The following is a 26,068-nucleotide window of genomic DNA, read 5'->3' as shown; positions in this document are numbered from 1 at the left end:
CCATTTAGCAGATCACCGCGCGAGTAAAAGACCAATGCGGCAAAAGCCGTTGCTCTGCCTGCAACGGTACCTTAGTTTTGCGCAAGAGATATCACCAGCGACGACCGGGCAGACAGGACCAGAAATGAACGTGATCCGAAACTCAATTTTGGCAGCGGGGATGAGCCTGGCAGCTGCCACTGCTTTCGCGCAGGACGGGACTGTCATCGTCAAGGATGATGAAGTTGGCGGTGTCTATGAAGGCACTTACGAGAACGGGTTGCGGCACGGGACAGGAACGTATCGGCTGCCGAATGGGTTTGAATACACGGGGCAGTGGGTAGAAGGCGAAATTCAGGGTCAGGGTACGACACGCTACCCCGACGGGTCAGTCTACGAAGGCATGTTCGCCAAGGGTCAGCCCGAAGGGCGCGGCAAGATCATCTATGCCAATGGCAGCAGCTACGAGGGCGATTGGTCCAAAGGGTCAATCAACGGCACCGGCATCGCTGAATTCGCGAACGGCACGCGCTATGAGGGTGAGTTCAGGAACGCTCAGCGACATGGCAAAGGCGTGCTGAGTTTTCCCGACGGATATATCTATGATGGCGACTGGGTCGACGGTGAGCGGCAGGGCAAGGCCAGGATCACCTATACGGATGGCAGCGTTTACGACGGCGACGTCAACGCAGGTTTGCGCGATGGAACCGGCACGCAGACGATGCCCGACGGAATGGTGTATTCAGGGGATTGGTCCGGCGACCAGATCACCGGGACGGGCAGCCTGACTTATTCCAATGGCGATATATACGAAGGCGAACTTCAAGAAGGGCGCCGCTACGGTAAGGGCAAAGTGACCCACGCGCAGGGGGATGTGTACGAAGGCGATTTTGTCGACGACCGTCGCCACGGCAAAGGAACGTTCACCGGAACAGACGGCTTTGTGTATACCGGCGACTGGAACGCCGGGCAGATTGAAGGCCTAGGCGAAGTGACCTATCCGGATGGCTCTGTCTATGTCGGCGATTTCGTTGCCGATCTGGCCGAAGGAAACGGCAGCATCATCTATCCGGACGGGTCGACCTATGAAGGCGAATGGATCGCGGGTGTTATCGAGGGTCAAGGCACGGCCACGTATACCAATGGTATGATCTACAAAGGCCAATTCAAAAACGCGCAAAGCCACGGCAAAGGTGTGGTTACGCGCGCAGATGGCTCGGTATATGACGGCGACTGGGTTGAAGGTGTGCGTCAGGGCAAAGGCAAGGCGACCTATTCCGATGGCACGGTCTACATCGGTGATTTCCTGAACGGAAAACGGCATGGCAAAGGCGAAATCGTAACCCCCGCCGGGTTCAAATATTCGGGCGACTGGTCGGACGGAAAAATCAACGGCGTGGGTACCGCCACCTACTCGAACGGCGACGTGTATGAGGGCAGCTTTGTTGACAACAAACGGCAGGGCAGTGGGACGATGCGCTATGCCAACGGCCAGGAGGAAAGCGGTGTCTGGGAAAACGGCGTGTTGCCGGACCAGACCTCGGACCAGCAGAGTGACGCTGACACCCCTGCCCCGCAACCCAGCCCGGATGCAAATACTGAGGCAACCGGAAGCTCGGACGGGTGAAGGCTCACCACGGGACCGGCTTACCGGCCCAATCATAGAACCCACCGGTATCAGCCAGCGTTAACCCGCGTATCACGTTCAACAGGTTGTCGGCGGCTGCTTCAGGTTCGACGGCAGGATGACGACCCAGGTATTTGTTCGTGAACTCTGTTTTTACCGTGCCGGGGTGAAGGGCGACGCAAATTGCTTGTTTATGTGTTCGGGCCAATTCAATTGCGGCGGTATGGACGACCTGATTGACCGCTGCCTTAGCCACACGGTAGCTGATCCAACCACCTGTCCGATTATCCCCGACTGATCCCACCCGCGCCGAAAGCACCGCGAATACAGATCGTCTATGTCGCGGCAACAGCTGATACGCGCGGCTTAGCACCAATGCTGGACCAACGGCATTCAACGCAAACTGATCCATCATGGCTTTGGCTGAAATCGCCCGAATGGTCTTTTCCGGCACAGCGCCGTCTATCTCCAACGCGCCCGAAGCCACCAGAATCAGATCAAACTGGTCTGGCAGGCTTTCAAGCATCAGCATCACCCTGTCCCGATCAGTCAGGTCAAAGCCGTCCTCCGACCGGGACAAACGCGTGACCGAAACGCCCTGCTCAACCAGCCGTCCGGTAACAGCTGCGCCAATCCCGCCAGAAGCACCAATTATCAATGCAGTTTCCATCCGTGACCAGCTAGCGGCGCAGTGCGAACAATCAAGGCTGTCGAAAAAGGGCAGTTGCCAGAAGTTCGCGTATTGCAAATTGGTTCTTTCCATTCCCGGCGGGCTCTGTATAACCTCAATCCCATGATCAACCGCGCAGATATCCCTTGTGTCGACACCGCCCTTCGCGGTGCGTCGCTGCGTGGCCTACTGATCCTAATCCGCCTCTGAGCGTGCCATCCGGCGCGCCCGCTCAGAGGAGGACGCCAGCGCGCCATAGGCTTTAGGACAGAAGAAGAAAGAGAACCCCATGACCAACGTGACCGACCAAGACCGCGTCTTGATCTTCGATACCACTTTGCGCGACGGCGAGCAGAGCCCCGGCGCCACCATGACCCATGACGAAAAGCTCGAAATCGCCGAGCTGCTGGACGACATGGGCGTCGATATCATCGAGGCCGGTTTCCCCATCGCGTCCGAAGGCGATTTCAAGGCTGTGACCGAAATTGCACAGCGGTCGAAAAACAGCCGCATCTGCGGTCTGGCCCGTGCAAATTTTGCCGATATCGACCGCTGCTGGGAGGCGGTAAAACACGCCGAGAAGAACCGCATTCACACATTCATCGGCACTTCGCCGCTGCACCGCGCCATCCCGAACCTGACCATGGACGAGATGGCCGACAAGATCCACGAAACGGTCAGCCATGCGCGCAACCTGTGCGAAAACGTGCAGTGGTCTCCGATGGACGCGACCCGAACCGAATGGGATTACCTGTGTCGTGTGATCGAGATCGCGATCAAGGCCGGGGCAACCACGATCAACATCCCGGATACGGTGGGCTATACCGCTCCGGTGGAAAGCGCGGACCTGATCAAGCGGCTGATCGAAACGGTGCCGGGGGCGGATGGCGTGATCTTTGCCACCCATTGCCACAACGACCTTGGCATGGCGACCGCGAACTCGCTGGCCGCTGTCGCAGGCGGTGCGCGCCAGATTGAATGCACCATCAACGGTCTGGGCGAACGCGCAGGCAACACGGCGCTGGAAGAAGTGGTCATGGCACTGCGCACGCGCAACGATATCATGCCGTGGCACACTGGCATCGACACCACCAAGATCATGCACATCTCGCGTCGGGTCGCGACGGTCTCGGGCTTTCCGGTGCAGTTCAACAAGGCAATTGTCGGCAAGAACGCTTTTGCCCATGAAAGTGGCATCCATCAGGACGGGATGCTGAAAAACCGCGAAAACTTTGAAATCATGCGTCCTGAGGACATTGGTCTGTCGGGAACATCCTTGCCGCTTGGCAAACATTCGGGCCGCGCAGCCTTGCGCGACAAGCTCGAAACGCTGGGGTTTGAGGTTGGTGACAACCAACTCAAGGATATCTTCGTCCGGTTCAAGGATCTGGCGGATCGCAAGAAAGAGGTGTTCGACGACGATCTCATTGCGCTGATGACGCTGGACGAGGCTGACGACCACCTGCAACTGGTTTCGATGAAGGTGACTTGCGGCACGGGTGGTCAGGCGGAATCGACGGTCGAGCTGGAAGTTGAAGGCGTGGACAAAATCGCCACCGAACATGGCGACGGCCCGGTGGATGCAACCTTTAAGGCGATTCGTGCGATTTATCCCAACACGGCGCGTCTTCAGCTTTATCAGGTTCATGCCGTAACCGAGGGCACGGACGCGCAGGCAACGGTTTCCGTGCGCCTGGAAGAGGATGGCATGATCGCAACAGGCCAGTCGGCAAACACCGATACCGTCGTGGCGTCAGCTAAGGCTTATATCCACGCTCTCAACCGCCTGATCGTGCGCCGTGAAAAGGCTGGACCGGGCGCAGATGCGCGCGAGATCAGCTATAAAGACCTGACCTGATCGACGAAGCTCCAGAAAACGGCCCGAACTTCCGGGCCGTTTTTTACCTCAGGACAATCCGGCCTTAGCCAGCCCCTGGATAAGATGCTGCAAATCCTCTTCGCGTCCGTAATGAAGGTTCGCGACAAGGTCCTGAACAGTCAAATCCGGCTGTGACACATGGATTTCCTTGACATGTTGGCGGGCTTTGGCCTCGTTGCCCAGCCAACTGTGACACGCCGCAACATAGGCGTGCTGAACCACATCCAATGCCGGCAAGCGCGAAAAGTCCTCGATCGCAGCTTCATATTGCTTTGCGCCGAAATGGGCTTTGCCCAAATGGCTCCAGAACCGGGCCGGATGATGGGGGTTCAGCCGCATCGCTTTTTCGATCCACTCGGCGCCTTCCTCGGGCCGACCAGACCAGGTCAGCAACTCTCCCATCTGCACCACGACCAAATCGTAGTTTGGATTCAAAGACAGCGCGCGTTCCTGATGGTAGCGGGCGCGCCCAAGGTCATTTTGCAAAATTTCCACCGCCGCCATCAGTCTGTGTACGTCGGCATCGTTATCGTCCAGTGATGCCGCCTTCTTGGCCGAATCCAGCGCCAGCATCTTCATCGCCTCGCCGTCCTCGGCCCAGCCGTACCCCCAGGCCTGACCGCGAATGCAACCGCGCCAGGCATGGGCATGAGCATATTCCGGGTCCAGTTCGATGGCCCGCTCGATCAGTTTCATCGCTTCGGCATTGTCCTCACGTGTGCTGCGGTGGTGCAGAACCTTTGCGGCCAGAACGCATTCATACGCCGCGAAATTTGAAGGGGTCTTTCGCTTTAACTCTTCCTGTTGCGACGCTTCGATGCGGCCCGGCAGTGTCGCCACAACTGCCGAAGTGACCTCGTCCTGGATGGTAAAGATATCATCCAGGTCACGGTCGTATTTCTCGGCCCAGATATGGGCGTCGTTCTGACTGTCGATCAACTGTACCGTGACGCGCAGGCGATTTCCGGCTTTGCGCACACTGCCTTCGACGATGTATTGCGCGCCCAGAGTCTCGCCGACTTGGCGAAGGTTCACGGCCTGCCCCTTGTAGACGAAACTGGAATTGCGCGAAATCACGAACAACTCGTGCCGACGGCTGAGTTCGGTTAACAGGTCTTCAGTCAAACCGTCGACGAAGAACTCCTGTTCGGGATCGCCGCTCATGTTCTCGAACGGCAGAACCGCAATTGTCGGTTTGACGACTCTGGTTGAGCCGTCCTCTTTGGAATTTTCACCAGCCGCCGCAGCGGGCGCGTCCAGTTCAACGCGGAAGGCATGAACCGGCTGGGAAATATTCTTGAGCGACAGCTCCCCCAGATCCTGAAAGCGAAGATCCAGCCGACTGGTCACCTGGGTGTGCACCGCGCCGGAAATCAACACGTCACCAGGAGAGGCAGATTGTTCCAGGCGCGCGGCCACATTGACCCCACTGCCGAAAATATCCCCGTCTTCAAAGATGATTTCATCCAGATTGATGCCGATCCGAAATTGGATGCGCTGATCCTTAGGCACATCGGCATTTCTGCGAAACATCCGGTTCTGGACTTCGACGGCACAAGCCACGGCATCGCAGGCGCTGGTGAACTCGACCAACATCCCGTCGCCAGTTGTCTTGATAACAGTGCCTCGGTTTTTTTCGATCGACGGGTCGATTAATTCGATCCTATGAGTGCGCAAACGGGCCAAGGTGCCTTGTTCATCCGCTTCCATCAGGCGGCTGTAACCCACCATGTCTGCTGCCAGAACTGCTGCGAGTCTGCGATTCATTGCGATCCCCCCAGCGCCAAGTCTAGTGCCGCATGCCCTGACCGAACAAGAATTTTAATCGGTACATGCAGGGCGTGTATCGGCGAGGTGGCGTGCGCCTTCAACATGTCGTCTGGTGTCAGCCGAGACCGGAAAACAGCGCATCCAGTTTTTGCGTTTCTTCGGCAAATCCGAATGGCGCATTCACAAAGAACATCCCGGACCCCACCATCCGATGCCCCGCGCGCGCGGCGGGAAAGCGGACCTCATGACGCACAGATTTCGGCATATTCTGAGCCTTCAAAGCGGCGACCATCCTGACGTGCCTCTCATCTGTCAGGATCGGGTACCAAAGGGCAATCACGCCCACATTCCACTTGCGGTGCAGCTTGGCGATAATGCCGGGCATGCGGTCGTAATCGGTTTTCACCTCGTAACTGGGGTCAATCAGCATCATGCCCCGGCGCGGAGTCGGAGGCAGCAAAGACTGTGCCAGATCGAACCCATCCTGCTGATAGACCTTCGCCCCAAACGGCGACATCGCCAACGACAGGGCGGCAAATTCCTGTGGGTGCAGTTCCGCGAGGTTCAAACTGTCCTGTTCCCGCAACATAGTCGCGGCAATCATCGGCGATCCCGGATAGGCCGTGTCGCCGTACCGGGCCTGTACCTGCTTCAGGACCTGCTCCATCGGGTGGTCGGGCCCGAACCACCCTTCCCGCTGTGCGCGACCGATCCCTTCCGCTGCCTCTCCTGTCCGAATGGATTCGTCTGCATCCAACCGGTACAACCCACGCCCGGAATGCGTCTCGATATAGCTGAGCGGCTTGTCTTTGCGTGTCAGATAATCCAGCACCCACGCCAGTAATGCGTGCTTTTGGACATCCGCCAGATTCCCGGCGTGGTAAATGTGTTGATAAGAGAGCATTTTGCCTTCTAAAGTCCCATTCAATAAGGCGGAAAGGTGCTGATTGTCGCGGAATCAGCCCTTTTACCGGGCGTGATGGCACCCTATAAGTCATCCGTCCCGGAACCGTCGAGTCGCGGGCAGTAGAAAACCGACATTACAGGATCAGGGAAAACATGGGGATCTTTGGCAATCTGGGCGGCCTGTTCACAGCGGACATGGCTATCGACCTTGGAACAGCAAACACGCTGGTTTACGTCAAGGGGCGCGGTGTCATCCTGTCTGAACCTTCGGTTGTGGCCTATCACGTCAAGGACGGTGTGAAGAAAGTTCTGGCCGTTGGCGAAGATGCAAAGCTGATGCTGGGTCGGACACCCGGTTCGATCGAGGCCATCCGTCCGATGCGCGAAGGTGTGATCGCCGATTTTGATACTGCCGAAGAAATGATCAAGCACTTCATCCGCAAGGTGCACAAGCGCTCGACTTTCTCGAAACCCAAGATCATTGTCTGCGTTCCCCATGGCGCAACCCCGGTCGAAAAGCGCGCAATTCGTCAGTCGGTCCTGTCAGCAGGTGCCCGTCGCGCGGGCCTGATTGCCGAACCGATTGCGGCCGCGATCGGGGCCGGCATGCCGATCACCGACCCGACCGGCAACATGGTTGTCGATATTGGCGGGGGCACCACCGAGGTTGCGGTTCTGTCGTTGGGCGACATTGTCTATGCCCGTTCGGTCCGTGTTGGTGGTGACCGGATGGACGAGGCCATCATTTCCTACCTGCGTCGCCAACAGAACCTTCTAGTGGGTGAATCCACGGCTGAGCGCATCAAGACAACCATCGGCACCGCCCGCATGCCCGACGACGGGCGCGGTCAGTCGATGCATATCCGGGGGCGTGACCTGTTGAACGGCGTGCCCAAGGAAATCGAGATCAGCCAGGCCCAGATAGCCGAAGCGTTGTCAGAGCCCGTGCAACAGATCTGCGAGGCGGTTATGACCGCACTTGAGACAACGCCGCCCGACTTGGCTGCGGACATTGTCGACCGCGGTGTGATGCTGACCGGTGGCGGTGCGCTGCTGGGCGATCTGGACCTGGCCCTGCGCGAACAGACAGGCCTGGCGGTTTCCATTGCGGACGAAAGCCTGAATTGTGTGGCTTTGGGCACCGGCAAGGCACTGGAATATGAAAAACAGCTGCGCCACGCGATTGACTACGAAAGCTAAGGCGCGCACCCTCGGAAGATAGGGTTATATCGGCGCGAGCAGCACGGGAAGGTAACCTGTGGCAAAAGACCGATCACAGCGCGATGAGTACACGACCCCCCTGCGACGCTTGTTGCTGGGGATCGTTGTGTTGTGCCTGCTTGGTATCTTCCTTTTGTGGCGGATCGACAGCCCGCGCGTAGAACGGTTCCGCGCGCGAATCGTGGATTCGGTTGTACCATCGATGGAATGGGCCATGGTCCCGGTGACTGCCGCCGTCAATCTGGTGCGTGACTTCCAAAGCTATCAGCGCCTGAGCGAGCAAAACAGGGAACTGCGTAGCGAACTGCGCCTAATGCGCGCCTGGAAAGAGGCTGCTTTGCAGCTTGAACAGGAAAACGCGCGACTGCTGGATCTGAACAATGTCCGCCTTGACCCTCGTCTGACCTACATCACCGGCGTTGTCATGGCCGACAGCGGGTCGCCATTCCGGCAATCCGTTCTGCTGAATGTCGGAGAGCGTGACGGGATCGTAAATGGATGGGCCACGATGGACGGCATTGGCCTGGTGGGCCGGATATCAGGTGTTGGCCCTGACACGGCACGCGTGATCCTTGTGACGGACGCGACCAGCGCCATTCCCGCAACCATTCAACCTTCTGGGCAGACCGCTCTGATCAAAGGCGACAACAACCCCGCGCCCGCGGTGGAGTTTCTTGAGAACCGCGAGTTGGTTCGCCCCGGTGACCGGGTGATCACTTCGGGTGATGGCGGCGTGTTTCCTGCGGGCCTGCTGATCGGTCAAATCGCGGCAGACCCAGGGGGGCGCCTGCGGGTCCGACTGTCGGCAGATTTCGAAAGGCTCGAGTTTCTCAGGGTTCTGCGGTTTCACTCGGCTCCGCCCATTCAGGATCCGGGCAGTATCGTAGGCCCCACCCGCCCAGAGGTGGCATTGACCCCGGATGAGGTCAGCGATGGATAGACCGACCTCGCAAATCTGGGCCATGCGCAGCCTTTATGCCTTGCTAGCTTTTGCTGTGCTTTTTCTGCACCTGTTGCCATTGGACGCTCAACCCGATCGTTGGCCTTTTCCCGACGTCCTGATTGCCCTGACTTTTGCCTGGGTGTTGCGGCGGCCCGATTACGTCCCGACTGTTTTGGTCGCGCTTGTCATGCTGATGGCCGACTTTCTGCTGCAACGTCCACCGGGTCTATTGGCAGCGCTGACCGTAGTCGGGTCGGCCTATCTGCGGTCAGCGGCTTTGGGTATGAGGGATGCGGGATTTGCCGGGGAGTGGATGTCTGTCGGCATTGTGATCACGGCGGTCATCTTGATGAACAGGTTAGTACTAACGGTGATGTCCGTGCAGCAGGCTGCACTGGGGCCGGTCGTGGTTCAGCTTGTGCTGACGGTCGCTGTCTACCCGTTGGTCGTGTTGCTTAGCCAAAGCGCGTTGGGAGTCCGCCGCATATCCGCTGCTGATGTCAGCGCTGTGGGAAGCCGGGCATGAAACAGCGCAAATCCAAATCCCAGGGCCTTGCCTATAAGCGACTGCCACGCAGAGCGCTGTTGCTGGGTGGTCTACAGGCGGTGTTCATAGGCAGTCTGGCGGCACGAATGCGGTTCATGCAGGTAGAACAGGCCGACGAATATCGTCTGTTGGCCGAAGAAAACCGCATCAACATCCGGCTTATCCCACCGACCCGTGGGCGTATCTATGACCGGAACGGTCAGATCATCGGCCAGAACTCACCTTCCTATCGCATCGTCATTGTGCGTGAGGATGCCGATGACGTGGAAAAAGTCATCGCCAAACTGTCGGAACTGATCCCTCTGAACGAAGATGAGATCGAGCGCGCCAGGACTGAAATGCGCCGCTCGGCCCCGTTTCTGCCGGTGACGCTGGCGGATCAGGTTACGTGGGAGGATATCTCGAAGGTTGCGGTCAATGCTCCGGCGCTGCCGGGCGTAACGCCCGAGGTCGGCCTGACGCGGCAATACCCACGATACGAGGATTTCGCCCATATCGTCGGCTATGTCGGCCCGGTCAGCGACTATGACCTCAGCAAAATCGAAGACCCTGAGCCGGTATTGCGCATCCCAAGATTCCAGATTGGAAAGGTCGGCCTTGAGGCAAAGCAGGAAATCGAACTGCGCGGCAAAGCCGGTGCAAAGCGGGTCGAGGTCAACGCGACGGGGCGTGTCATGCGCGAGCTTGACCGGCAGGAAGGACAACCCGGGGCAGATCTGCAACTGTCCATCGACGCTGAACTGCAACAATATGCACAGGCGCGACTGGCGGGCGAAAGTGCGGCCGCAGTTGTCATAGACTGCGAAACCGGCGACCTGCGCGCGGTCGCCTCGGCACCCAGTTTTGATCCGAACCTGTTTGTTCGCGGCATTTCGGTCGCCGATTACCGGGCACTGACAGAAGACAAGTATCGTCCGCTGGCGAATAAGTCCGTGCAAGGCACATATCCTCCGGGATCGACCTTCAAGATGGTCACCGCGCTGGCCGCGTTGGAAGCTGGCGTAGTCTCCCCCGGCAACACCGTGTACTGCCCCGGGCACCTGAAGGTCGGCAGTCGTCGCTTCCATTGCTGGAAACGTGGTGGGCACGGGACGGTCGACCTCAACCTCTCGCTGAAACGCAGCTGCGATGTCTATTACTATGACGTGGCTCTGCGGGTTGGCATCGACAAGATCTCTGACATGGCCCGCACTTTGGGACTGGGGGTCAAGCATGATATCCCGATGTCTGCAGTGGCAGATGGGCTGGCCCCCAATCAGGAATGGAAGCAGCGCGCGTATGGTCAGGAGTGGCTTGTGGGCGATACGGCAAACGCGTCCATCGGTCAGGGCTTCATGCTGGCTTCGCCGCTGCAACTGGCTGTGATGACCGCCCGCATCGCCACCGGTCGTGCAGTCACGCCGCGCCTGGTGCGCTCGATCGACGGTGTTGAACAATCCTCGGGCGCCGGAGAACCACTGGGCCTCAATTCCTACAATCTGGAACAGGTCCGCAAGGCCATGTTCTCGGTCTCGAATGACAGGCGGGGCACGGCATATCGAAGCCGCATCATCGCGGATGAGTTCCGGATGGCAGGGAAAACCGGAACCAGCCAGGTTCGAAACATAACCAAGGCCGAACGGGCGGCAGGCGTGATCCGCAACGAGGACCTGCCGTGGGAACGCCGCGACCACGCACTGTTCGTTTGCTTTGCACCGTTTGATAACCCGAAATACGCCGTAGCCGTGGTTGTTGAGCATGGCGGCGGCGGGTCCACGGCCGCAGCCCCGATTGCACGCGACATCATGCTGCAAGCTCTTTATGACGGCACTCCGCCGCTTGAAGCCTACCCCGTCGCCGACCGCGAACACATCAAAGAACAGCAAAAACGGCTGGAGGGTGAAAAACGCCCCAAGGCGCGACCGGATGGAAAGGACCGTGCATGAGCTATCTTGAATATGCCGTCAAATCCACGCCGTCGGGGTTTCGCAAATTCCTGTATATGAACTGGCCGCTGACGTTGCTGTTGATCAGCACCGCCAGCGCGGGCTTTCTGATGTTGTATTCCGTTGCGGGCGGTTCGTGGACGCCCTGGGCCGAGCCGCAGATGGAACGTTTCGGGCTTGGTCTGGCAGTGATGTTCATCATCGCACTGGTTCCGATCTGGTTCTGGCGCAACATGTCGGTGCTGGCCTATCTCGGCTCGGTGGCTTTGCTGGTATTTGTTGAACTGTTCGGCACCATCGGAATGGGTGCGCAGCGCTGGATCGACCTTGGGTTCATGCGCCTGCAACCCTCGGAGGTCATGAAAGTCACGCTGGTCATGTTGCTTGCGGCCTATTACGACTGGCTTCCCTCGCATAAAACATCCCGCCCGCTTTGGGTTCTTATCCCGGTTGTCCTGATCATCCTGCCTACATTGCTGGTTCTGAAACAGCCCGATCTCGGCACATCTATCCTGCTTCTGGCCGCAGGAGGTGGGTTGATGTTTCTGGCAGGGGTTCACTGGGCCTATTTTGCCGCCGTTATTGCTGCTGTCGTGGGTCTGATCGCCACTGTTTTCAACAGCCGTGGGACCGACTGGCAATTGCTGAAGGACTATCAGTTTCGGCGCATCGACACCTTTCTGGACCCGTCCACCGATCCCCTGGGGGCCGGTTACCACATAACCCAATCCAAGATTGCCTTGGGTTCCGGGGGCTGGAACGGGCGTGGGTTCATGCAGGGCACGCAGTCCCGCCTGAACTTCCTGCCCGAAAAGCACACCGATTTCATTTTCACGACGTTGGCCGAAGAGTTCGGATTTGTCGGGGGAACGACCCTGTTGACCCTTTATGCCTTGATTCTGGTTTTCTGCATGGTCACGGCACTGGCAACCAAGGACCGGTTTTCATCTCTGGTCACGCTGGGTATCGCGCTGAACTTCTTCCTGTTTTTTGCCGTCAACATGTCGATGGTGATGGGCATGGCTCCTGTCGTGGGTGTACCATTGCCGATGGTCAGCTATGGTGGCTCGGCCATGCTGGTTCTAATGGCAGCCTTTGGCATCGTCCAAAGCGCCCATATTCACCGCCCCCGTTGATCTGAAAGGTCTCTGATGTCTGTGAACGTCCTGTTTTCCGCGCGCCCTGCCCTATGGCCGGTGTATGAGCCGCTGCTGACACAATATCTTGATGAGGCGGGTCTGGACGTTCAGCTTGGAACCGAGTTCGAACCGGATCAGGTCGACTACGTTGTTTACGCCCCAAACGGAGGGGTACAGGATTTCAGACCTTTCACGCGCCTGAAAGCGGTGCTGAGCCTTTGGGCCGGGGTCGAAAAAATCGTGGGTAACGAAACACTGACCGTTCCGCTGGCGCGGATGGTGGATCACGGTCTGACGCAGGGTATGATCGAGTGGGTGGTTGGCCACGTGCTGCGCTACCATCTGGGGATGGACCGGCACATCATGGTACAGGACGGTGTCTGGACCCCAGACGTCCCACCGCTGGCGCAAGAGCGCAACGTTTGTATTCTGGGGCTTGGTGCATTGGGCGAAGCCGTGGCCCGCGCGGTGACAGCGCTTGAGTTTCGGGTCTCAGGCTGGAGCCGTACAGCCAGGGACATTCCCGGTGTAACATGCCTGCATGGTGCCGAAGGGTTGCGCCAGGCGCTTTCTCACGCAGAAATTGTAGTACTGTTGCTGCCCGATACTACTGCCACTGAAAATGCGCTGAATGCGGAAACGCTGGCCCTGCTGCCCAAAGGTGCGCGGATCATCAACCCGGGACGCGGGCCGCTGATTGATGATGATGCGCTGTTGAATGCCCTGAACTCGGGTCAGGTGGGCCACGCAACGCTGGATGTGTTTCGTGTCGAGCCCTTGCCCGCCGACCACCCCTATTGGGCGCATCCGAATGTCACCGTGACCCCTCACATAGCGTCCGAGACACGCCCTGTCACTGCCGCACAGGTCATTTGCGAAAACATCCGGCGTGGCGAAGCCGGTGAGCCCTTTTTGCACCTGGTCGACCGCACGCTGGGCTACTGACGTCACGCCGCAATCAAACCGCGGCCTTTTAGCAGGGCATCCACGCCCGGCAATCGCCCCCGGAACGCAAGATACAGGTCCTCTGCCTCGCGCGAACCGCCGGTGGACAAGATACTATCTTCCAGCGCTTTGGCCCGTTCGGGATCGAAGGCGCCACCTGCTTCTTCGAAGGCGGCAAAGGCGTCAGCATCCATCACCTCGGACCACATATAACTGTAATAGCCCGAGCTATAGCCATCGCCTGCGAATACATGCGCAAAGTGGGGCGTGGCATGGCGCATTCCAATGGCTTGCGGCATCCCCAACCCGGCTAGAACCTCGGCCTGTTTTGCCATCGGGTCTGCTGGGGCGTCGCCATCGTGGAAGGCCAGATCAACAAGGGCCGAGGCGACATATTCCACCGTCTGGAACCCCTGGTCGAAATTGGCAGCATTCAGCACTTTTTCAAGCATCTCTTGCGGCATCGGCTCGCCCGTTTCGGCATGGGTGGCAAACTCGGCCAGAACTTCGGGCACTTCCAGCCAGTGTTCATAAAGCTGGCTGGGCAGTTCGACAAAATCGCGCGCAACCGAGGTACCCGAGATGCTTTCGTAGGTCACATTGGACAGCATCTGGTGCAAGGCGTGGCCAAATTCGTGGAACAGGGTGCGTGCATCGTCATAAGACAGCAGTGCCGGATCACCCTTGGCGAAGTTGCAGACATTGATGACAATCGGTGCCTGTTCATTCGGGAATCTGGCCTGTGCCCGCATCGCGCTGCACCAGGCACCTGATCGCTTTGACCCCCGTGCAAAGTAGTCACCGATGAACACGGCGACGTGCCGACCGTTGCGTGTAACCTCCCACGCGCGGCAATCAGGGTGATAAAGCGGCACGTTCAAAGGCTTGAATTCCAGCCCGAACAGGCGATTTGCGCAAGCAAACGATGCCTCGATCATTCGGTCAAGTTGTAGGTAGGGTTTCAGTTCCGCCTCATCCAGATCATGTTCCGCCTTACGCCGCTTTTCAGCATAATAGCGCCAGTCCCATGCTTCCAGCGGGCCGTTGACGCCGTCGTCCTGCATCATCCGGGTCAGGATTTCTGCGTCCGCATCGGCGCGGGCCCTGGCAGGTTCCCACACCTGCATCAACAGCTCACGCACCCGGTCCGGCGTGCGCGCCATCTCGGTTTCCAGCTTGTAATCGGCGAAACTGTCATAGCCCAACAGCTTGGCGCGTTCCTCACGCAAGCCCAGAATCTCAGCCGCGATCTCGCGATTGTCGGTCTCGCCGCCATTCGCCCCGCGGGCAGCCCAGGCGCGATATGCTTTTTCGCGCAGGTCCCGACGAGGTGAAAACTGAAGAAACGGCACGATCAGCGACCGGGACAGAGTAACAACCGGCCCCCCCGCACCCTTTTCCGCACCAGCAGCGCGCGCCGCATTCACAACGAAATCCGGCAGGCCCTGCAGATCTTGTTCGGTCAGGTCCATGAACCAATCCCGCTCATCCGCCAGAAGGTTCTGGGTAAAGGATGTCCCCAACGAGGCGAGGCGCGACTTGATTTCTTGCATACGAGTGTCTTCCTCCCCGTCCAACGCCGCACCTGCACGAACAAAACCTCGATGGGTCAGCATCAGAACGCGTGCCTGTTCCTCAGTCATTTTCAGGTCATCGCGCCGTGCCCAAAGGTCGGCAACGCGTTCAAACAGCGCCTTGTTCGAGGAAATCCCCGAGAAATGCGCCGACAACTTGGGGGAAAATGCGCGCTGCAACTCCTCCCGCTTGGGGTTGCTGTCTGCTCCTGCAACGGTGAAGAAGACCGACAGAACCTTGTCCAGCTGCTCGCCCGCAGCCTCGAGGGCTTCGACCGTGTTGGCGAAAGTAGGGGTCTCTGCATTTGCTGCAATCGCGTCGATCTGGGCGTTATGCACGGTCATCGCCTGATCCAGAGCCGGGGCAAAATCATCATCCGAAATATCGGCGAAAGGGGCTATTTCGAATGGGGTGGTCCAGTTGGACAGGATCGGGTTGGTCATGCGGATCTCCTTTGACCCTATAGCTAGTTCGCCATGGCCGGGTGTTCCAGAACCCCCAGCCCACGTTAAGAAAGGTTAATTGCTTGCGGTACCGCAGATGGGGCAATCGGCACGGCGGGTCAGAGTGATCCTGCGGCTTTCGCCGTATAGGGCGTCGTAGATCAGCATCTCACCCCGCAGCGCAATGCCAGCGCCCGTGATCACCTTTATCGCCTCAACCGCCATCATCGATCCGACGACGCCCGGCAACGGGCCAATCACACCGGCCTCGGAGCAGGACGGGGCCAGATCGGGGGCCGGGGCTTCGGGAAAGATACACTGATAGCACGGGCTGCCATTGGCTGGGTCAAACACGCTGAGCTGCCCTTCCCATTGCGACAAGGCCCCCGAAATCAGTGGCTTGCCCAGCGCGGCGGCAGTCCGGTTGGCCAGATAGCGGGTCTCAAAATTATCCGTACCGTCAAGGATCAGATCGAAGTCGGCAAAAAGATCTGCCGCGATTTCATCGCTCAATCTGCGATGAAAGGGCAGAACCAGCACATTCGGGTTCTGCGCCTCCATCGCTTGCTGGGCGGAAAAGACCTTGGGCATATCGATATCTGCATCGCGGTGGATCACCTGCCGCTGAAGGTTCGCATTCTCGACTATGTCGTCGTCAATGACCCCGATTGTACCCACACCTGCGGCCGCCAGGTATTGCAGCGCCGGGGCGCCCAAACCTCCCGCACCGATCACCAGAACACGGGCTTGTTTCAACTTTTTCTGACCCGGCCCGCCCAATTCGCGCAGCACGATGTGGCGGGCATACCGGTTCAGCTCGGTTTCAGTGAAACGGTCAGCGGGCATGGTAGATTCCGGTTTGGAGGCCTGTACTGCGCGGTTGCGCAGGGCCTTCAGCACACGGCCATATAGCAAAACGATGGCAGCGAATCCCGCAAGGTTCAGCCACAGTGCCGCAGACCCACCGGTTGCTTCGCGCAGGGGATGCCCATCCGGCAAGATCAGATGAGACAGGATCACCCCGACCAACAACACACTCACCGACACCACGCGCGCGGTTTTTGACGCGCCCGCGATATAGCCGACGCCCCATAGCCCCGCTGCCAGAACAAGAACCAGCAGCATCAGCCGCGCCCGGTCGAGCCGAAACCACCAGCCCCGCGATCTGTTTCACCCAATGCCTCAGCCAGTTCGAATGCCGCCTGCACGACAGGGGCAACTACCAGCTGCGCGATACGATCACCATGGGCAATCTCGAACCGTTCCTGACCGGCATTCATCACGATCACCCCCAAAGGTCCGCGATAGTCACTGTCGATAGTGCCCGGCGTATTGGGCAGCGTGATCCCGTGTTTCAGTGCAAGGCCCGAGCGGGGTCGAACTTGAACCTCGTATCCCTGCGGGATTTCAATGCGCAGACCGGTCGGCACAAGCGCCCGCTGTCCGGGCTCCAGCATAATCGAAGCCCCCTCGGGCAAGTTGGCACGCACGTCCGCGCCAGCAGCACCCGCAGTTTCGTAGGACGGAAGCGCCACGGCGGGGTCTGCCCCGTCTTCGCGGATCACTCGAATTGCAACCATGGTTTTGCCTTTCCTTCAGCCCGCCAACGCGTCTGCGATCCTGCTTGCCAACCGCCGCGCAACCTCGGCCTTGCCCATACGCGGCCATTCTTCGGCTCCGCTGTCCGAGATCAGGATAACTGCATTCTCGGACCCGCCCATGATCCCTGTGGCAGGGCTGACATCGTTGGCAACAATCCAGTCACAGCCTTTGCGCAGTCGCTTGGCGGTGGCATGTTCGATCACGTCATCGGTCTCGGCTGCAAAGCCGACAACCAAAGGTGGGCGCCCATTTTCCATCCGCGAGACGCGTCTGAGAATGTCGGGGTTCTCGGCAAATTCCAGAACCGGCAGACCGTCGCGGCTTTTCTTCAGTTTCTTGTCCGACGCACTGGCCACACGCCAATCTGCCACCGCCGCCGCAAACACGCCCGCGTCGACGGGCAGCGCCGCATCAACCGCGTCCGACATCTGCTGCGCGGTCTCGACCGGCACGACCTGCACACCCGCCGGTGGCGGTACGTCAGCAGGGCCCGTGACAAAGATCACCTCGGCCCCCAAATCCGCAAGCGCCTGTGCCACGGCCGATCCCTGCGCCCCGGAAGAGCGGTTCGCGATATACCGAACCGGATCAATCGGCTCATGCGTCGGGCCCGATGTTACCAGCACGCGCTTTCCTACCAAGGGTCCTGCCGCAAGCTGCGCCTCAACCGCCGCGACGATTTCCAGCGGTTCTGACATGCGTCCGGGGCCATATTCACCGCAGGCCATATCACCTTCATTTGGGCCAACAAAGCGCACGCCATCCGCTTGAAGCTGCTTCAGGTTGCGTCGCGTCGCCGGGTGTTCCCACATGCGCACATTCATCGCGGGCGCGCACAGAACAGGCGTGTCCGTCGCCATCAGAAGGGTCGATGCCAGATCATTTGCCAACCCCCCGGCCATCTTGCCCATCAGGTCCGCGGTTGCTGGGGCCACAACAATCAGATCGGCAGAGCGTGACAGCTGGATATGGCCCATCTCGGCCTCGGCGGTCAGATCGAACAGATCGCCAAAGACCTTTTCTGAGGCAAGAGCAGACACGGACAGAGGTGTTACAAATTCCTCTGCCGCACGCGTCAGCACAGGCGTCACGGCCGCGCCACGCTCACGCAGCTTGCGGATCAGATCCAGCGATTTGTAGGCCGCTATGCCGCCGCCAATGATCAGCAGAATGCGTTTGGATGACAGCATGTTCAGCCCTTCCTGTCCCGGTCGGCCCCGACATTAGGCAAGGCCAGCAGGTTGTTCCAGCGATTAATTCTGAACCTGAAACGCCACACAGGGGTCTTCACGCTCTACTGTGGGGCTATCGATTACGAGATCAAAGTCGCCATCGATAATATCGTCCTCAGACTGTCCGACCGAGACCACCTTCCATCCGGGTTGTAGCCGTTCAAGATACGTCGGGATACCTCGGTCTTTGCGCGCATGTCCGTTCCCAGTGATCACGGCAACCGGGCCACCCGTTTCTTCCATCGCGCGCATCACGGCGCGAGCCAGCACAGCATCGCGCAGTCGCTGGATCGCAACCATCTGGGGTAACATCTCTGGCGGGAGAGCATCGCAATGCGCGGCCAGTTGATCCGCCTCGCGCGCCTCCTGCTCCTCAGGCGTCAGCGGTACAGTCAAACCATAGCGCGCCGCATCTGCACCCAACGCGGTGGCTGCTCCGCGTTCCATCGCGGCCCGCGCGGCAGCACGCGGCACCATGGCCCCGTAAACCGGCGCGCCTGAGGCCTTGAACACCGGATAATACAGCCTAAGAGGTGGCCAACCGCTTTCTGCCCATTGCAGAATGCGGCTCAACTCTTCAGGGTTGGACACCGCTTTTTGCGCCAGCCGTTGCGCGCCTTCTTCGGTAACCATCTCCCAGACAACAGCCGAGGGTGAGATTTTCATAATCGCTTCAGCTTGAATAAGGTGGTGGCGGGGATTGTCGTGAACCTCTCCCAGAATGACCACATCCGCATCCCGCATCGCGAGAGCCACATCATCAGAAATAAGATTTTCCGCCAGTCCGGGTCGCGCTGCTGTAACCGTAAGGCCCAGAACACAGGCAAGAATCGCAAGCTGTTTCATGCGATGAAGTGTTGCACCTCGCTCGACTGGGCTTCAAGGTTCTTGCGCATTTTTGCGAACGCCGCAGCCTCAAGCTGTCGCACGCGTTCCTTGGACAGACCCAACTCGACGCCGAGACTTTCCAGTGTCCGCGCAGGCTCGCGCAGTTTGCGTTCGCGCACAATGAACCGCTCGCGGTCATTCAGTGCGTTCATCGCGATCAGCAACCATTGGCGCAATTGTTTGGTATCGTGGGTGTGTTCAACTGCTTCGGCGGCCTGTTCACGTTCATCTTCCAACGCATCGATCCATTCACGCCCGTCTTCGTCGGCGGATTGCACCGCGTTCAGGGAAAAATCCGACCCTGACAGCCGACCTTCCATCAGTTCCACGTCGCGCAGAGGAACCCCGATTTCCGTGGCGATCATCTGATGCAACTGGTGGCGATCCAGTTCAAGACCTTCGGTCGCGGCCTCGCGTTCAAGGCGAGCCTGAACCCGACGCATGTTGAAAAACAGCGATTTCTGCGCCGAGGTGGACCCCGTTCGCACCATGGACCAGTTCCGCATCACATAGTCCTGAATGCTCGCCTTGATCCACCACACCGCATAAGTCGAAAACCGCACGCCGCGATCAGGGTCGAACTTGTCTGCGGCCTTCATCAATCCCAGACCGGCCTCTTGGATAAGGTCATTCATCGGCGCGCCATAGCGTTTGAACTTGGCTGCCATCGAAATTGCCAGCCGCATATACGCTGTGATCAGGCGGTGCAGTGCCTGTTCGTCACGCTGGTCACGCCAGGCATAAGCCAGCTTCAGTTCCGTTTCCGCATCCAGCAACTCGGCCTTCATCGCTTGCCGGGACATCGAAAAATCTGTCGCGTTGTCCAGTGCCATAAACCTCTCCCCTGTTTTGCAGGCGTTGGCCGGGCTTGCCATGCCGACCTATGACCGATACGCAAAACAGCACCAATTGGATCATCTTTAGGTAAGTACTGTGACGTCAGATTTAACCTTAATTCTGGGTGGAGCTGCTTCGGGCAAGTCGGCATTTGCCGAGAACCTCGTTGTTTCCACTGGGAAAAATCGAGTTTACCTAGCGACATCACAAGTGTTTGATGACGAGATGCGGCAGAAGGTTGATCGCCATCTGGTACAGCGGGGCGGCGGTTGGACCACGATTGAAGAGCCTCTTGACCTGGGACCGGTGCTGTCCAGCCTATCCTCGGATCAGGTGTGTCTGGTAGATTGCGCCACTTTATGGGTCAGCAATCATTTGCTGGCCGAAACCGATCTGGGGGCAGTCCAAACTGACCTGCTAAAGGCCCTGCGCGCATGCACAGCGCAGGTAGTGATCGTGTCGAACGAGGTCGGGCACGGTATTGTTCCCGATAACCCGCTTGCCCGTCGCTTTCGCGAAGCGCAGGGTCGGCTGAACATCGCACTTGCGGCACAGGCTGATCTGGTGGTGCAAGTGACCGCCGGGTTGCCGTTGGTCCTGAAAGGGCAGCTGCCGTGACGCGACTGCATCTTGTTCGCCATGGGCCTACGCATGCAAAGACGATGGTTGGCTGGTCCGATCTGCCTGCTGATCTAAGCGATACAGCAGCGCTGAAGCGCCTGCACGATCATTTGCCACCCGATGCATTTGTGATTTCGTCCGACCTGTCGCGTGCAATTGACACTGCTTCGGCCATTCAGGGCCAGCGTCACCGTCTGCCACATCACCCGAACCTGCGGGAAATCCATTTCGGTCAGTGGGAGCTTCGCGGGTTTGCCGATATTGTAGCCGAAGACCCCGAGCTGGCTTTTGCCTATTGGGACAACCCCGGTGATGTCCGCCCACCGCAAGGTGAAAGCTGGAATGAGGTCCGCGACCGGGTCGATTCCGCGATCGACGCGCTTATGTCCGCGCATACGGGCCGCGATCTGGTGATCGTCGCGCATTTCGGCGTAATCCTAACTCAAGTACAACGCGCCCTTGGTCTGGACGGGCAGCGGACCTTTGCGCATCGGATCGACAACCTTTCCGTTACGGATATTGCTGTCAACGGCGGGGTGTGGACTGTCGGATCGATCAATCACCTTCCGTGAACAGGTCCAACACAAATCACTGATTTACCGGTCCGCAAAGCTGAGGCATCGTCCGCGCATGACTTATGACCTTTATATCGGCGATCGCCTCTTCTCCAGCTGGTCAATGCGCGGCTGGTTGATGCTTGAGAAATTCAACCTGCCCTATCGCAGCCACATGATCGGCCTCTATTCCGGCACCATGGCGCAAGACATGGAACCGCTGGCCCCTGCCCGCCTTGTCCCTGCCCTGCGCATGCCGGATGGAACGGTTGTGGGGGAAAGCCTGGCGATGGCCGAAACCCTGGCCGAACGCCACCCCGATGCCGGGTTGTGGCCTTCGGATGCCGCAGCCCGGGCAACAGCCCGCTGGCTATGCGCCGAAATGGTAGCCGGTTTCAGCGCCCTGCGTGGAGAATGCGCCATGCAGCTGCGCAACGTGTGGCAAGGCTTTACGCCGTCTGAGGCGACTTTGTCAGACCTGGAGAGGATTGAAACACTCTGGGCACATGCGCGGAGCGTGTCAGGGGCAGACCAAGGCCCGTTATTTGGTGCCTATTCACTGGCAGACGTCTTCTACACACCCGTTGCTGCGCGGATTATAGGATATGGGCTGCCGGTGTCAGAGGCGAACCGGGCTTATTGCATGGAATTGCTCTCTGATCCCATAGTCAGACAGTGGCGCGCCATGGGATTGACCGTTGTGTACGACACCTTCCCATACGCGCAGGATTTACCGTCCAGCCCCTGGCCGGTCGGGGGTGTATCTGCTGCGAAGCCGGTTTCAGGTGGTCCGTCAATCAACGCCGCCTGCCCGTATTCCGGCAAGCCTGTCACCGATTTCCTGGAGCTAGACGGACAATGTTGGGGGTTCTGCAACCCATTCTGCCGGAACAAAACCGTGGCCGATCCCGAAGCATGGCCCAAATTCGCGGCCATGCGCGCAGCCGTTAACGACTCTTAAACCAGAACCGTGGCAGCAACGTCCTGTTAACCAAAACAGGACTGCCATGGTCGCCCGCGCCCACACCGTTGCTTTTCAAGGCGTTGATGCCCGCCCGGTCGAGGTGCAATGCGCAGTCTCACCCGGACTGCCAGCCTTTTCCATCGTGGGCCTGCCCGACAAAGCCGTGTCCGAGGCGCGTGACCGCGTCCGCAGCGCGCTGAACGCTATGGCCATTGCGCTGCCGTCCAAGCGGATCACCATCAATCTGTCCCCTGCCGACCTTCCTAAAGAAGGCAGCCATTTCGACCTGCCCATTGCGGTCGCGCTTTTGTCCGCGCTCGACATCATCCCTGCCGATGCCGCGGAAAGCACCGTTGCGTTGGGGGAGTTGTCACTCGACGGTTCTCTGGTGCCCGTTGTTGGTGCTTTGCCCGCCGCGATCACGGCCGCGTCAGAAGACCGCACATTGCTTTGTCCGCGCGCCTCCAGCGCCGAGGCGGCCTGGGTCGATGCCACTCAGGTGATCGGTGCCGGATCGCTTGGAGAGGTCGTGCGCCATTTCTCAGGCCAATCCCCTTTGCCAGCGGCACAACCCGGCGAAGTGAACCTGACACCGTCCAACCGCGACCTGCGCGATGTGAAAGGGCAGGAGCGCGCCAAACGCGCCCTGGAAATCGCCGCCGCCGGACGTCATCATCTGATCATGATCGGCACGCCGGGATCGGGCAAATCCATGCTGGCGGCGCGGCTTCCCGGAATTCTACCGCCGCTTACAGCCGTGGAAGCCCTGGAAACGTCGATGATCCAATCGCTATGCGGGTTGCTGGATGAAGGCGGAATAAACCGCACACGCCCGTTCCGCGAACCGCACCACACGGCCTCGATGGCGGCCATAGTTGGTGGTGGGAAAGGGGCCAAACCGGGCGAAATCTCATTGGCCCACAATGGTGTGTTGTTCATGGATGAATTCCCTGAGTTTCCACGGCCGGTTCTGGAAACCCTGCGCCAACCCATTGAAACCGGCGAAGTCATGGTGGCGCGCGCGAACGCCCATGTGAAGTACCCTTGTCGTTTCATGCTGGTGGCCGCCGCCAACCCTTGCAAATGCGGCTATCTGACCGACCCGTCCCGTGCCTGTTCGCGGGCACCGGGATGTGGCGAAGATTACCTGAACCGAATCTCGGGCCCTTTGATGGACAGGTTCGATCTGCGGATCGAAGTTCCGCCCGTGGGCTTTATTGACCTTGATCTGCCCCCATCGGGCGACAGTTCGTCGACGGTTGCAGCACGTGTCGAAAGGGCGCGTGCCATACAGGCAGACCGGTTCCGTGACACGCCGGAGTTACGACAAAACGCTGACGCAGAAGGCAAAATACTGGAAGAGATCGCCACGCCCGATGCCGAAGGAAAAGAACTGCTGTTGAAAGCTGCGGATCGGTTCGGCCTGTCAGCTCGGGCCTTCCATAGAATCCTGAGGGTGGCGCGCACCATCGCCGATCTGGACGGCGCGACCGATATCCGCCGCCCACACGTGGCCGAGGCACTGAGTTTTCGCATCTCTGCCCGGGTTATGGCCTAAAGCCTGGCCTCGATGGCCTGCCAGATCTTTTCCGCAATATTTACGCCATCAAACCGTTCCAGCTCTTGAATGCCAGTCGGTGAAGTCACGTTAATCTCGGTCAGATAGTCGCCAATAACGTCAATTCCGACAAAGACCTGACCCTTTTCCTTCAGCAGAGGCCCAATCGCCGCGCAGATCTCAAGATCGCGTTCGGACAAGCCGATCTTTTCCGGACGTCCGCCAACATGCATGTTCGACCGCGTTTCGCCTTCGGCTGGTACACGGTTAATCGCGCCGACCGCTTCGCCATCCACCAGGATCACCCGTTTGTCGCCATTGCTGACATCCGGCAGGAATTTCTGCACGATCAAAGGTTCGCGCGAGAATCCGGTGAACAGCTCATGCAAGGAAGTCAGGTTGCGGTCATTGGCATCAAGCCGGAACACACCCGCGCCGCCGTTCCCGTAAAGCGGTTTGAGGATGATATCGCCGTGCTTTTCCTTGAACGCCTTGATCGTCTGCAAGTCGCGCGCAATCGTTGTTGGCGGGGTCAGTTCGGGGAAATCCAGCACCAGCAGCTTTTCCGGGTAATTGCGCACCCAGAACGGATCGTTGACGACAAGCGTCTGCCCCTTGAGACGATCCAGCAAATGCGTGGACGTGATGTAATGCATGTCAAAAGGCGGGTCCTGACGCAGCCAGACGACATCGAAATCGGCCAGATCCACCTCACGTTCGGGGCCCAGAACCGCAGGATCTCCGGCAACCCTTTGCACGGTCATGTCGTGACCTCGCGCGGTGATGCGACCTTGCTGATAGGCCAAGTGATCCGGACCGTAGAAAAACAATGAATGCCCGCGCGCCTGTGCCTCTTCCGCCAGACGGAATGAGCTGTCGGCGTTGATATCCACGGCCCCGATCGGGTCCATTTGAAAGGCGATTTTCATGGCATGTCCCTCAGTTTCCCGCCAGATACATGGACCAGCACGCCTGTGGGTTCAATGGGGCTTAGCCAAAACCAAAGGCGTTTTCGATGATGTGAACAGCGCCAGAGCCATCCACAAGTGCCGCGTCAAAGCGTACGTTTGTCAGCTGCCCGGTCGGCTCGTTTTCCAAGAACTGAGCGGCAGAGGCATAGATTCGTTCGATCTGCCTGCGGCTGATCCGGGCAGCGGCCTTTTCAAAGCTGGTGCTTTTCTTAACTTCGATGAACACAAGCCCGTCGCCGTCGCGTGCAATCAGGTCGATCTCTCCGCCAGCGCCCCGCCAGCGGCGATGCGCTATGGCAAAACCCCGACGTTCGTAATCTGCGGCGACCTGTGACTCTGCGGCCTGTCCAGCGTGGTATGAGATCGAACCCTGTCGTTCACGCCGCCCCATGTCATCCCTTGCCCAATTTCAGAGCTTTCTGGTAAATCGGTCGGCGCGGCAGGTCGTACATTTCCGATACAAGATCCGCTGCATCCCGAACCGAGTGATTTTCCAAAGCTCGTTTCAAAGCTTCTTCTAGGTCGGATTCGTTAACACTTTGCGAATGACTGCGGTCCACCAACAGGACGATTTCGCCTTTGACGGTCTTGCCCCGATACTCCCCTGCCAGTTCGGACAGGCTGCCGCGGCGGACCTCTTCAAACTTTTTCGTTAGCTCTCGACAAAGCGCAGCCTGCCGTTCAGGTCCCAGGCATTCAGCCAGGTCCGACAGACAGGCGGCAAAGCGTTTCGGAGATTCGTAGAACACCAATGTGCCGGGGATGTCCTTCAACGCCTCGATGCGGGTGCGGCGCGCTTTGGTTGCGTTAGGAAGGAAGCCTGCAAAAAAGAAGGCGTCGGTGGGAAGCCCCGCCAACGTCAGGGCCGTTACAACGGCAGACGCGCCGGGGGCACAGGTCACGGTATACCCGGCTTCTGCGGCCTGCTTGCCCAGATCATAGCCCGGATCGGCAATAAGCGGCATTCCCGCTTCGGACGCGTAGGCCACCGATTGCCCTTGCGCCAGCGCCTCCATAATCTTGCCGCGTGCGCCTGCGCCGCTGTGGTCGTGATAGGCCTGGATACGCCGGCCTTCCAGCGGGATGCCATGTATTTCCATCAAGCGACGTAAACTGCGGGTGTCTTCTGCCGCAATTACATCGGCTGAGGCCAAAACATCCAAGGCTCTGAGCGTAATGTCGCGTGCTGTTCCAATCGGAGTGGCAACAAAATACAGGCCCGCAGCCAACTTGATCTTTTGGAAATTCAAAGCTGGACCCTCACAGCGTGAC

At 58.9% G+C, this 26,068-nt stretch carries 24 protein-coding genes; 12 read left to right on the top strand and 12 right to left on the bottom strand.

The features are described 5' to 3' along the window. The first annotated feature begins 124 nt into the window (after positions 1-124). Positions 125-1,606, top strand: a complete 1,482-nt coding sequence (locus ACR0ID_RS08295) for an MORN repeat-containing protein (protein WP_480604799.1) — start codon at positions 125-127, stop codon at positions 1,604-1,606. A gap of 4 nt (positions 1,607-1,610) precedes the next feature. Here the strand turns inward: ACR0ID_RS08295 and ACR0ID_RS08290 are convergent, their stop codons facing one another. Continuing rightward, entirely contained in the window at positions 1,611-2,276 is a 666-nt protein-coding gene (locus tag ACR0ID_RS08290) for an SDR family NAD(P)-dependent oxidoreductase (RefSeq protein ID WP_480604797.1), read from the bottom strand. 289 nt (positions 2,277-2,565) lie between these two features. On the opposite strand from ACR0ID_RS08290, the gene ACR0ID_RS08285 reads away from it, so the two are divergent. Beyond that, positions 2,566-4,134, top strand: a complete 1,569-nt coding sequence (locus ACR0ID_RS08285; protein WP_480554184.1) for a 2-isopropylmalate synthase — start codon at positions 2,566-2,568, stop codon at positions 4,132-4,134. A 48-nt stretch (positions 4,135-4,182) separates the two neighbouring features. Here ACR0ID_RS08285 and ACR0ID_RS08280 read toward each other — a convergent pair whose 3' ends face one another. Together ACR0ID_RS08280 and ACR0ID_RS08275 are read right to left on the bottom strand one after the other, a co-directional pair. Beyond that, entirely contained in the window at positions 4,183-5,922 is a 1,740-nt protein-coding gene (locus tag ACR0ID_RS08280; RefSeq protein WP_480604795.1) for an adenylate/guanylate cyclase domain-containing protein, read from the bottom strand. 118 nt (positions 5,923-6,040) lie between these two features. Further along, positions 6,041-6,829 (bottom strand): 23S rRNA (adenine(2030)-N(6))-methyltransferase RlmJ, encoded by a 789-nt coding sequence (locus tag ACR0ID_RS08275; protein WP_480604794.1) that lies wholly within the window; start codon positions 6,827-6,829, stop codon positions 6,041-6,043. Positions 6,830-6,984: 155 nt separating this feature from the next. On the opposite strand from ACR0ID_RS08275, the gene ACR0ID_RS08270 reads away from it, so the two are divergent. Genes ACR0ID_RS08270 through ACR0ID_RS08245 form a run of 6 tightly spaced genes read left to right on the top strand, consistent with a single transcriptional unit; the run spans position 6,985 to position 13,551 of the window. After that, on the top strand, positions 6,985-8,031 hold the full coding sequence (locus tag ACR0ID_RS08270; protein ID WP_480475196.1) for a rod shape-determining protein: 1,047 nt from the start codon (positions 6,985-6,987) through the stop codon (positions 8,029-8,031). 58 nt (positions 8,032-8,089) lie between these two features. Continuing rightward, positions 8,090-8,992: a rod shape-determining protein MreC gene (gene mreC, locus ACR0ID_RS08265; RefSeq protein ID WP_480604793.1), complete on the top strand. Its 903-nt coding sequence runs from the start codon at positions 8,090-8,092 to the stop codon at positions 8,990-8,992. After that, on the top strand, positions 8,985-9,521 hold the full coding sequence (locus ACR0ID_RS08260) for a rod shape-determining protein MreD (RefSeq protein ID WP_480604791.1): 537 nt from the start codon (positions 8,985-8,987) through the stop codon (positions 9,519-9,521). Before mreC ends, ACR0ID_RS08260 begins: the two co-directional genes overlap by 8 nt. Beyond that, positions 9,518-11,467, top strand: a complete 1,950-nt coding sequence (gene mrdA, locus ACR0ID_RS08255; protein WP_480604790.1) for a penicillin-binding protein 2 — start codon at positions 9,518-9,520, stop codon at positions 11,465-11,467. The genes ACR0ID_RS08260 and mrdA overlap by 4 nt, the downstream gene beginning before the upstream one ends. Next, positions 11,464-12,603: a rod shape-determining protein RodA gene (rodA, locus tag ACR0ID_RS08250; protein ID WP_480475188.1), complete on the top strand. Its 1,140-nt coding sequence runs from the start codon at positions 11,464-11,466 to the stop codon at positions 12,601-12,603. Before mrdA ends, rodA begins: the two co-directional genes overlap by 4 nt. Positions 12,604-12,618: 15 nt before the next feature. Further along, positions 12,619-13,551 (top strand): 2-hydroxyacid dehydrogenase, encoded by a 933-nt coding sequence (locus tag ACR0ID_RS08245; protein ID WP_480604789.1) that lies wholly within the window; start codon positions 12,619-12,621, stop codon positions 13,549-13,551. A 2-nt stretch (positions 13,552-13,553) separates the two neighbouring features. On the opposite strand, the gene ACR0ID_RS08240 is transcribed toward ACR0ID_RS08245, so the two are convergent. From ACR0ID_RS08240 to ACR0ID_RS08215, 6 genes are all read right to left on the bottom strand, one after another. Next, positions 13,554-15,569, bottom strand: coding sequence for a M3 family metallopeptidase (locus ACR0ID_RS08240; RefSeq protein WP_480604788.1), 2,016 nt, complete (start codon positions 15,567-15,569; stop codon positions 13,554-13,556). A gap of 75 nt (positions 15,570-15,644) precedes the next feature. Continuing rightward, positions 15,645-16,694 carry a HesA/MoeB/ThiF family protein gene (locus tag ACR0ID_RS08235; RefSeq protein WP_480604786.1) on the bottom strand — a complete coding sequence of 350 codons (1,050 nt, stop codon included), beginning with the start codon at positions 16,692-16,694 and terminating at the stop codon, positions 15,645-15,647. After that, a complete protein-coding gene (dut, locus tag ACR0ID_RS08230) occupies positions 16,694-17,149 on the bottom strand; it encodes a dUTP diphosphatase (protein ID WP_267365417.1) in 456 nt (151 codons plus the stop codon). Before dut ends, ACR0ID_RS08235 begins: the two co-directional genes overlap by 1 nt. 15 nt (positions 17,150-17,164) lie before the next feature. Continuing rightward, positions 17,165-18,361 carry a bifunctional phosphopantothenoylcysteine decarboxylase/phosphopantothenate--cysteine ligase CoaBC gene (gene coaBC, locus ACR0ID_RS08225; protein ID WP_480604784.1) on the bottom strand — a complete coding sequence of 399 codons (1,197 nt, stop codon included), beginning with the start codon at positions 18,359-18,361 and terminating at the stop codon, positions 17,165-17,167. A gap of 63 nt (positions 18,362-18,424) precedes the next feature. Continuing rightward, entirely contained in the window at positions 18,425-19,249 is an 825-nt protein-coding gene (locus ACR0ID_RS08220; RefSeq protein WP_480518503.1) for a ChaN family lipoprotein, read from the bottom strand. Next, positions 19,246-20,124, bottom strand: coding sequence for an RNA polymerase factor sigma-32 (locus ACR0ID_RS08215; RefSeq protein WP_480475174.1), 879 nt, complete (start codon positions 20,122-20,124; stop codon positions 19,246-19,248). Before ACR0ID_RS08215 ends, ACR0ID_RS08220 begins: the two co-directional genes overlap by 4 nt. Before the next feature lie 100 nt (positions 20,125-20,224). Between ACR0ID_RS08215 and cobU the strand changes: the two genes are divergently transcribed. The 4 genes from cobU to ACR0ID_RS08195 are packed head-to-tail and all read left to right on the top strand — an operon-like array spanning position 20,225 to position 23,825. Beyond that, positions 20,225-20,746 (top strand): bifunctional adenosylcobinamide kinase/adenosylcobinamide-phosphate guanylyltransferase, encoded by a 522-nt coding sequence (gene cobU / locus ACR0ID_RS08210; protein ID WP_480475172.1) that lies wholly within the window; start codon positions 20,225-20,227, stop codon positions 20,744-20,746. Then, positions 20,743-21,321, top strand: a complete 579-nt coding sequence (locus ACR0ID_RS08205; RefSeq protein WP_480604781.1) for a histidine phosphatase family protein — start codon at positions 20,743-20,745, stop codon at positions 21,319-21,321. Before cobU ends, ACR0ID_RS08205 begins: the two co-directional genes overlap by 4 nt. Positions 21,322-21,379: 58 nt before the next feature. Further along, on the top strand, positions 21,380-22,264 hold the full coding sequence (locus ACR0ID_RS08200) for a glutathione S-transferase (RefSeq protein ID WP_480494273.1): 885 nt from the start codon (positions 21,380-21,382) through the stop codon (positions 22,262-22,264). Between the two features lie 46 nt (positions 22,265-22,310). Then, positions 22,311-23,825 (top strand): YifB family Mg chelatase-like AAA ATPase, encoded by a 1,515-nt coding sequence (locus ACR0ID_RS08195; RefSeq protein ID WP_480604778.1) that lies wholly within the window; start codon positions 22,311-22,313, stop codon positions 23,823-23,825. On the opposite strand, the gene gshB is transcribed toward ACR0ID_RS08195, so the two are convergent. The 3 genes from gshB to rsmI all read right to left on the bottom strand — a co-directional run bounded on the left by gshB (position 23,822) and on the right by rsmI (position 26,046). Then, positions 23,822-24,754 (bottom strand): glutathione synthase, encoded by a 933-nt coding sequence (gene gshB / locus ACR0ID_RS08190; RefSeq protein ID WP_480518495.1) that lies wholly within the window; start codon positions 24,752-24,754, stop codon positions 23,822-23,824. The genes ACR0ID_RS08195 and gshB overlap by 4 nt on opposite strands. A gap of 61 nt (positions 24,755-24,815) precedes the next feature. Beyond that, on the bottom strand, positions 24,816-25,187 hold the full coding sequence (locus ACR0ID_RS08185; RefSeq protein ID WP_480494278.1) for a YraN family protein: 372 nt from the start codon (positions 25,185-25,187) through the stop codon (positions 24,816-24,818). Between the two features lies 1 nt (position 25,188). Then, on the bottom strand, positions 25,189-26,046 hold the full coding sequence (rsmI, locus tag ACR0ID_RS08180) for a 16S rRNA (cytidine(1402)-2'-O)-methyltransferase (RefSeq protein WP_480604776.1): 858 nt from the start codon (positions 26,044-26,046) through the stop codon (positions 25,189-25,191). Between the last annotated feature and the right edge of the window lie 22 nt (positions 26,047-26,068).

The organism is Ruegeria sp. AL2, from assembly GCF_056540845.1.
This window is presented reverse-complemented; position numbering and strand designations above follow the sequence as displayed.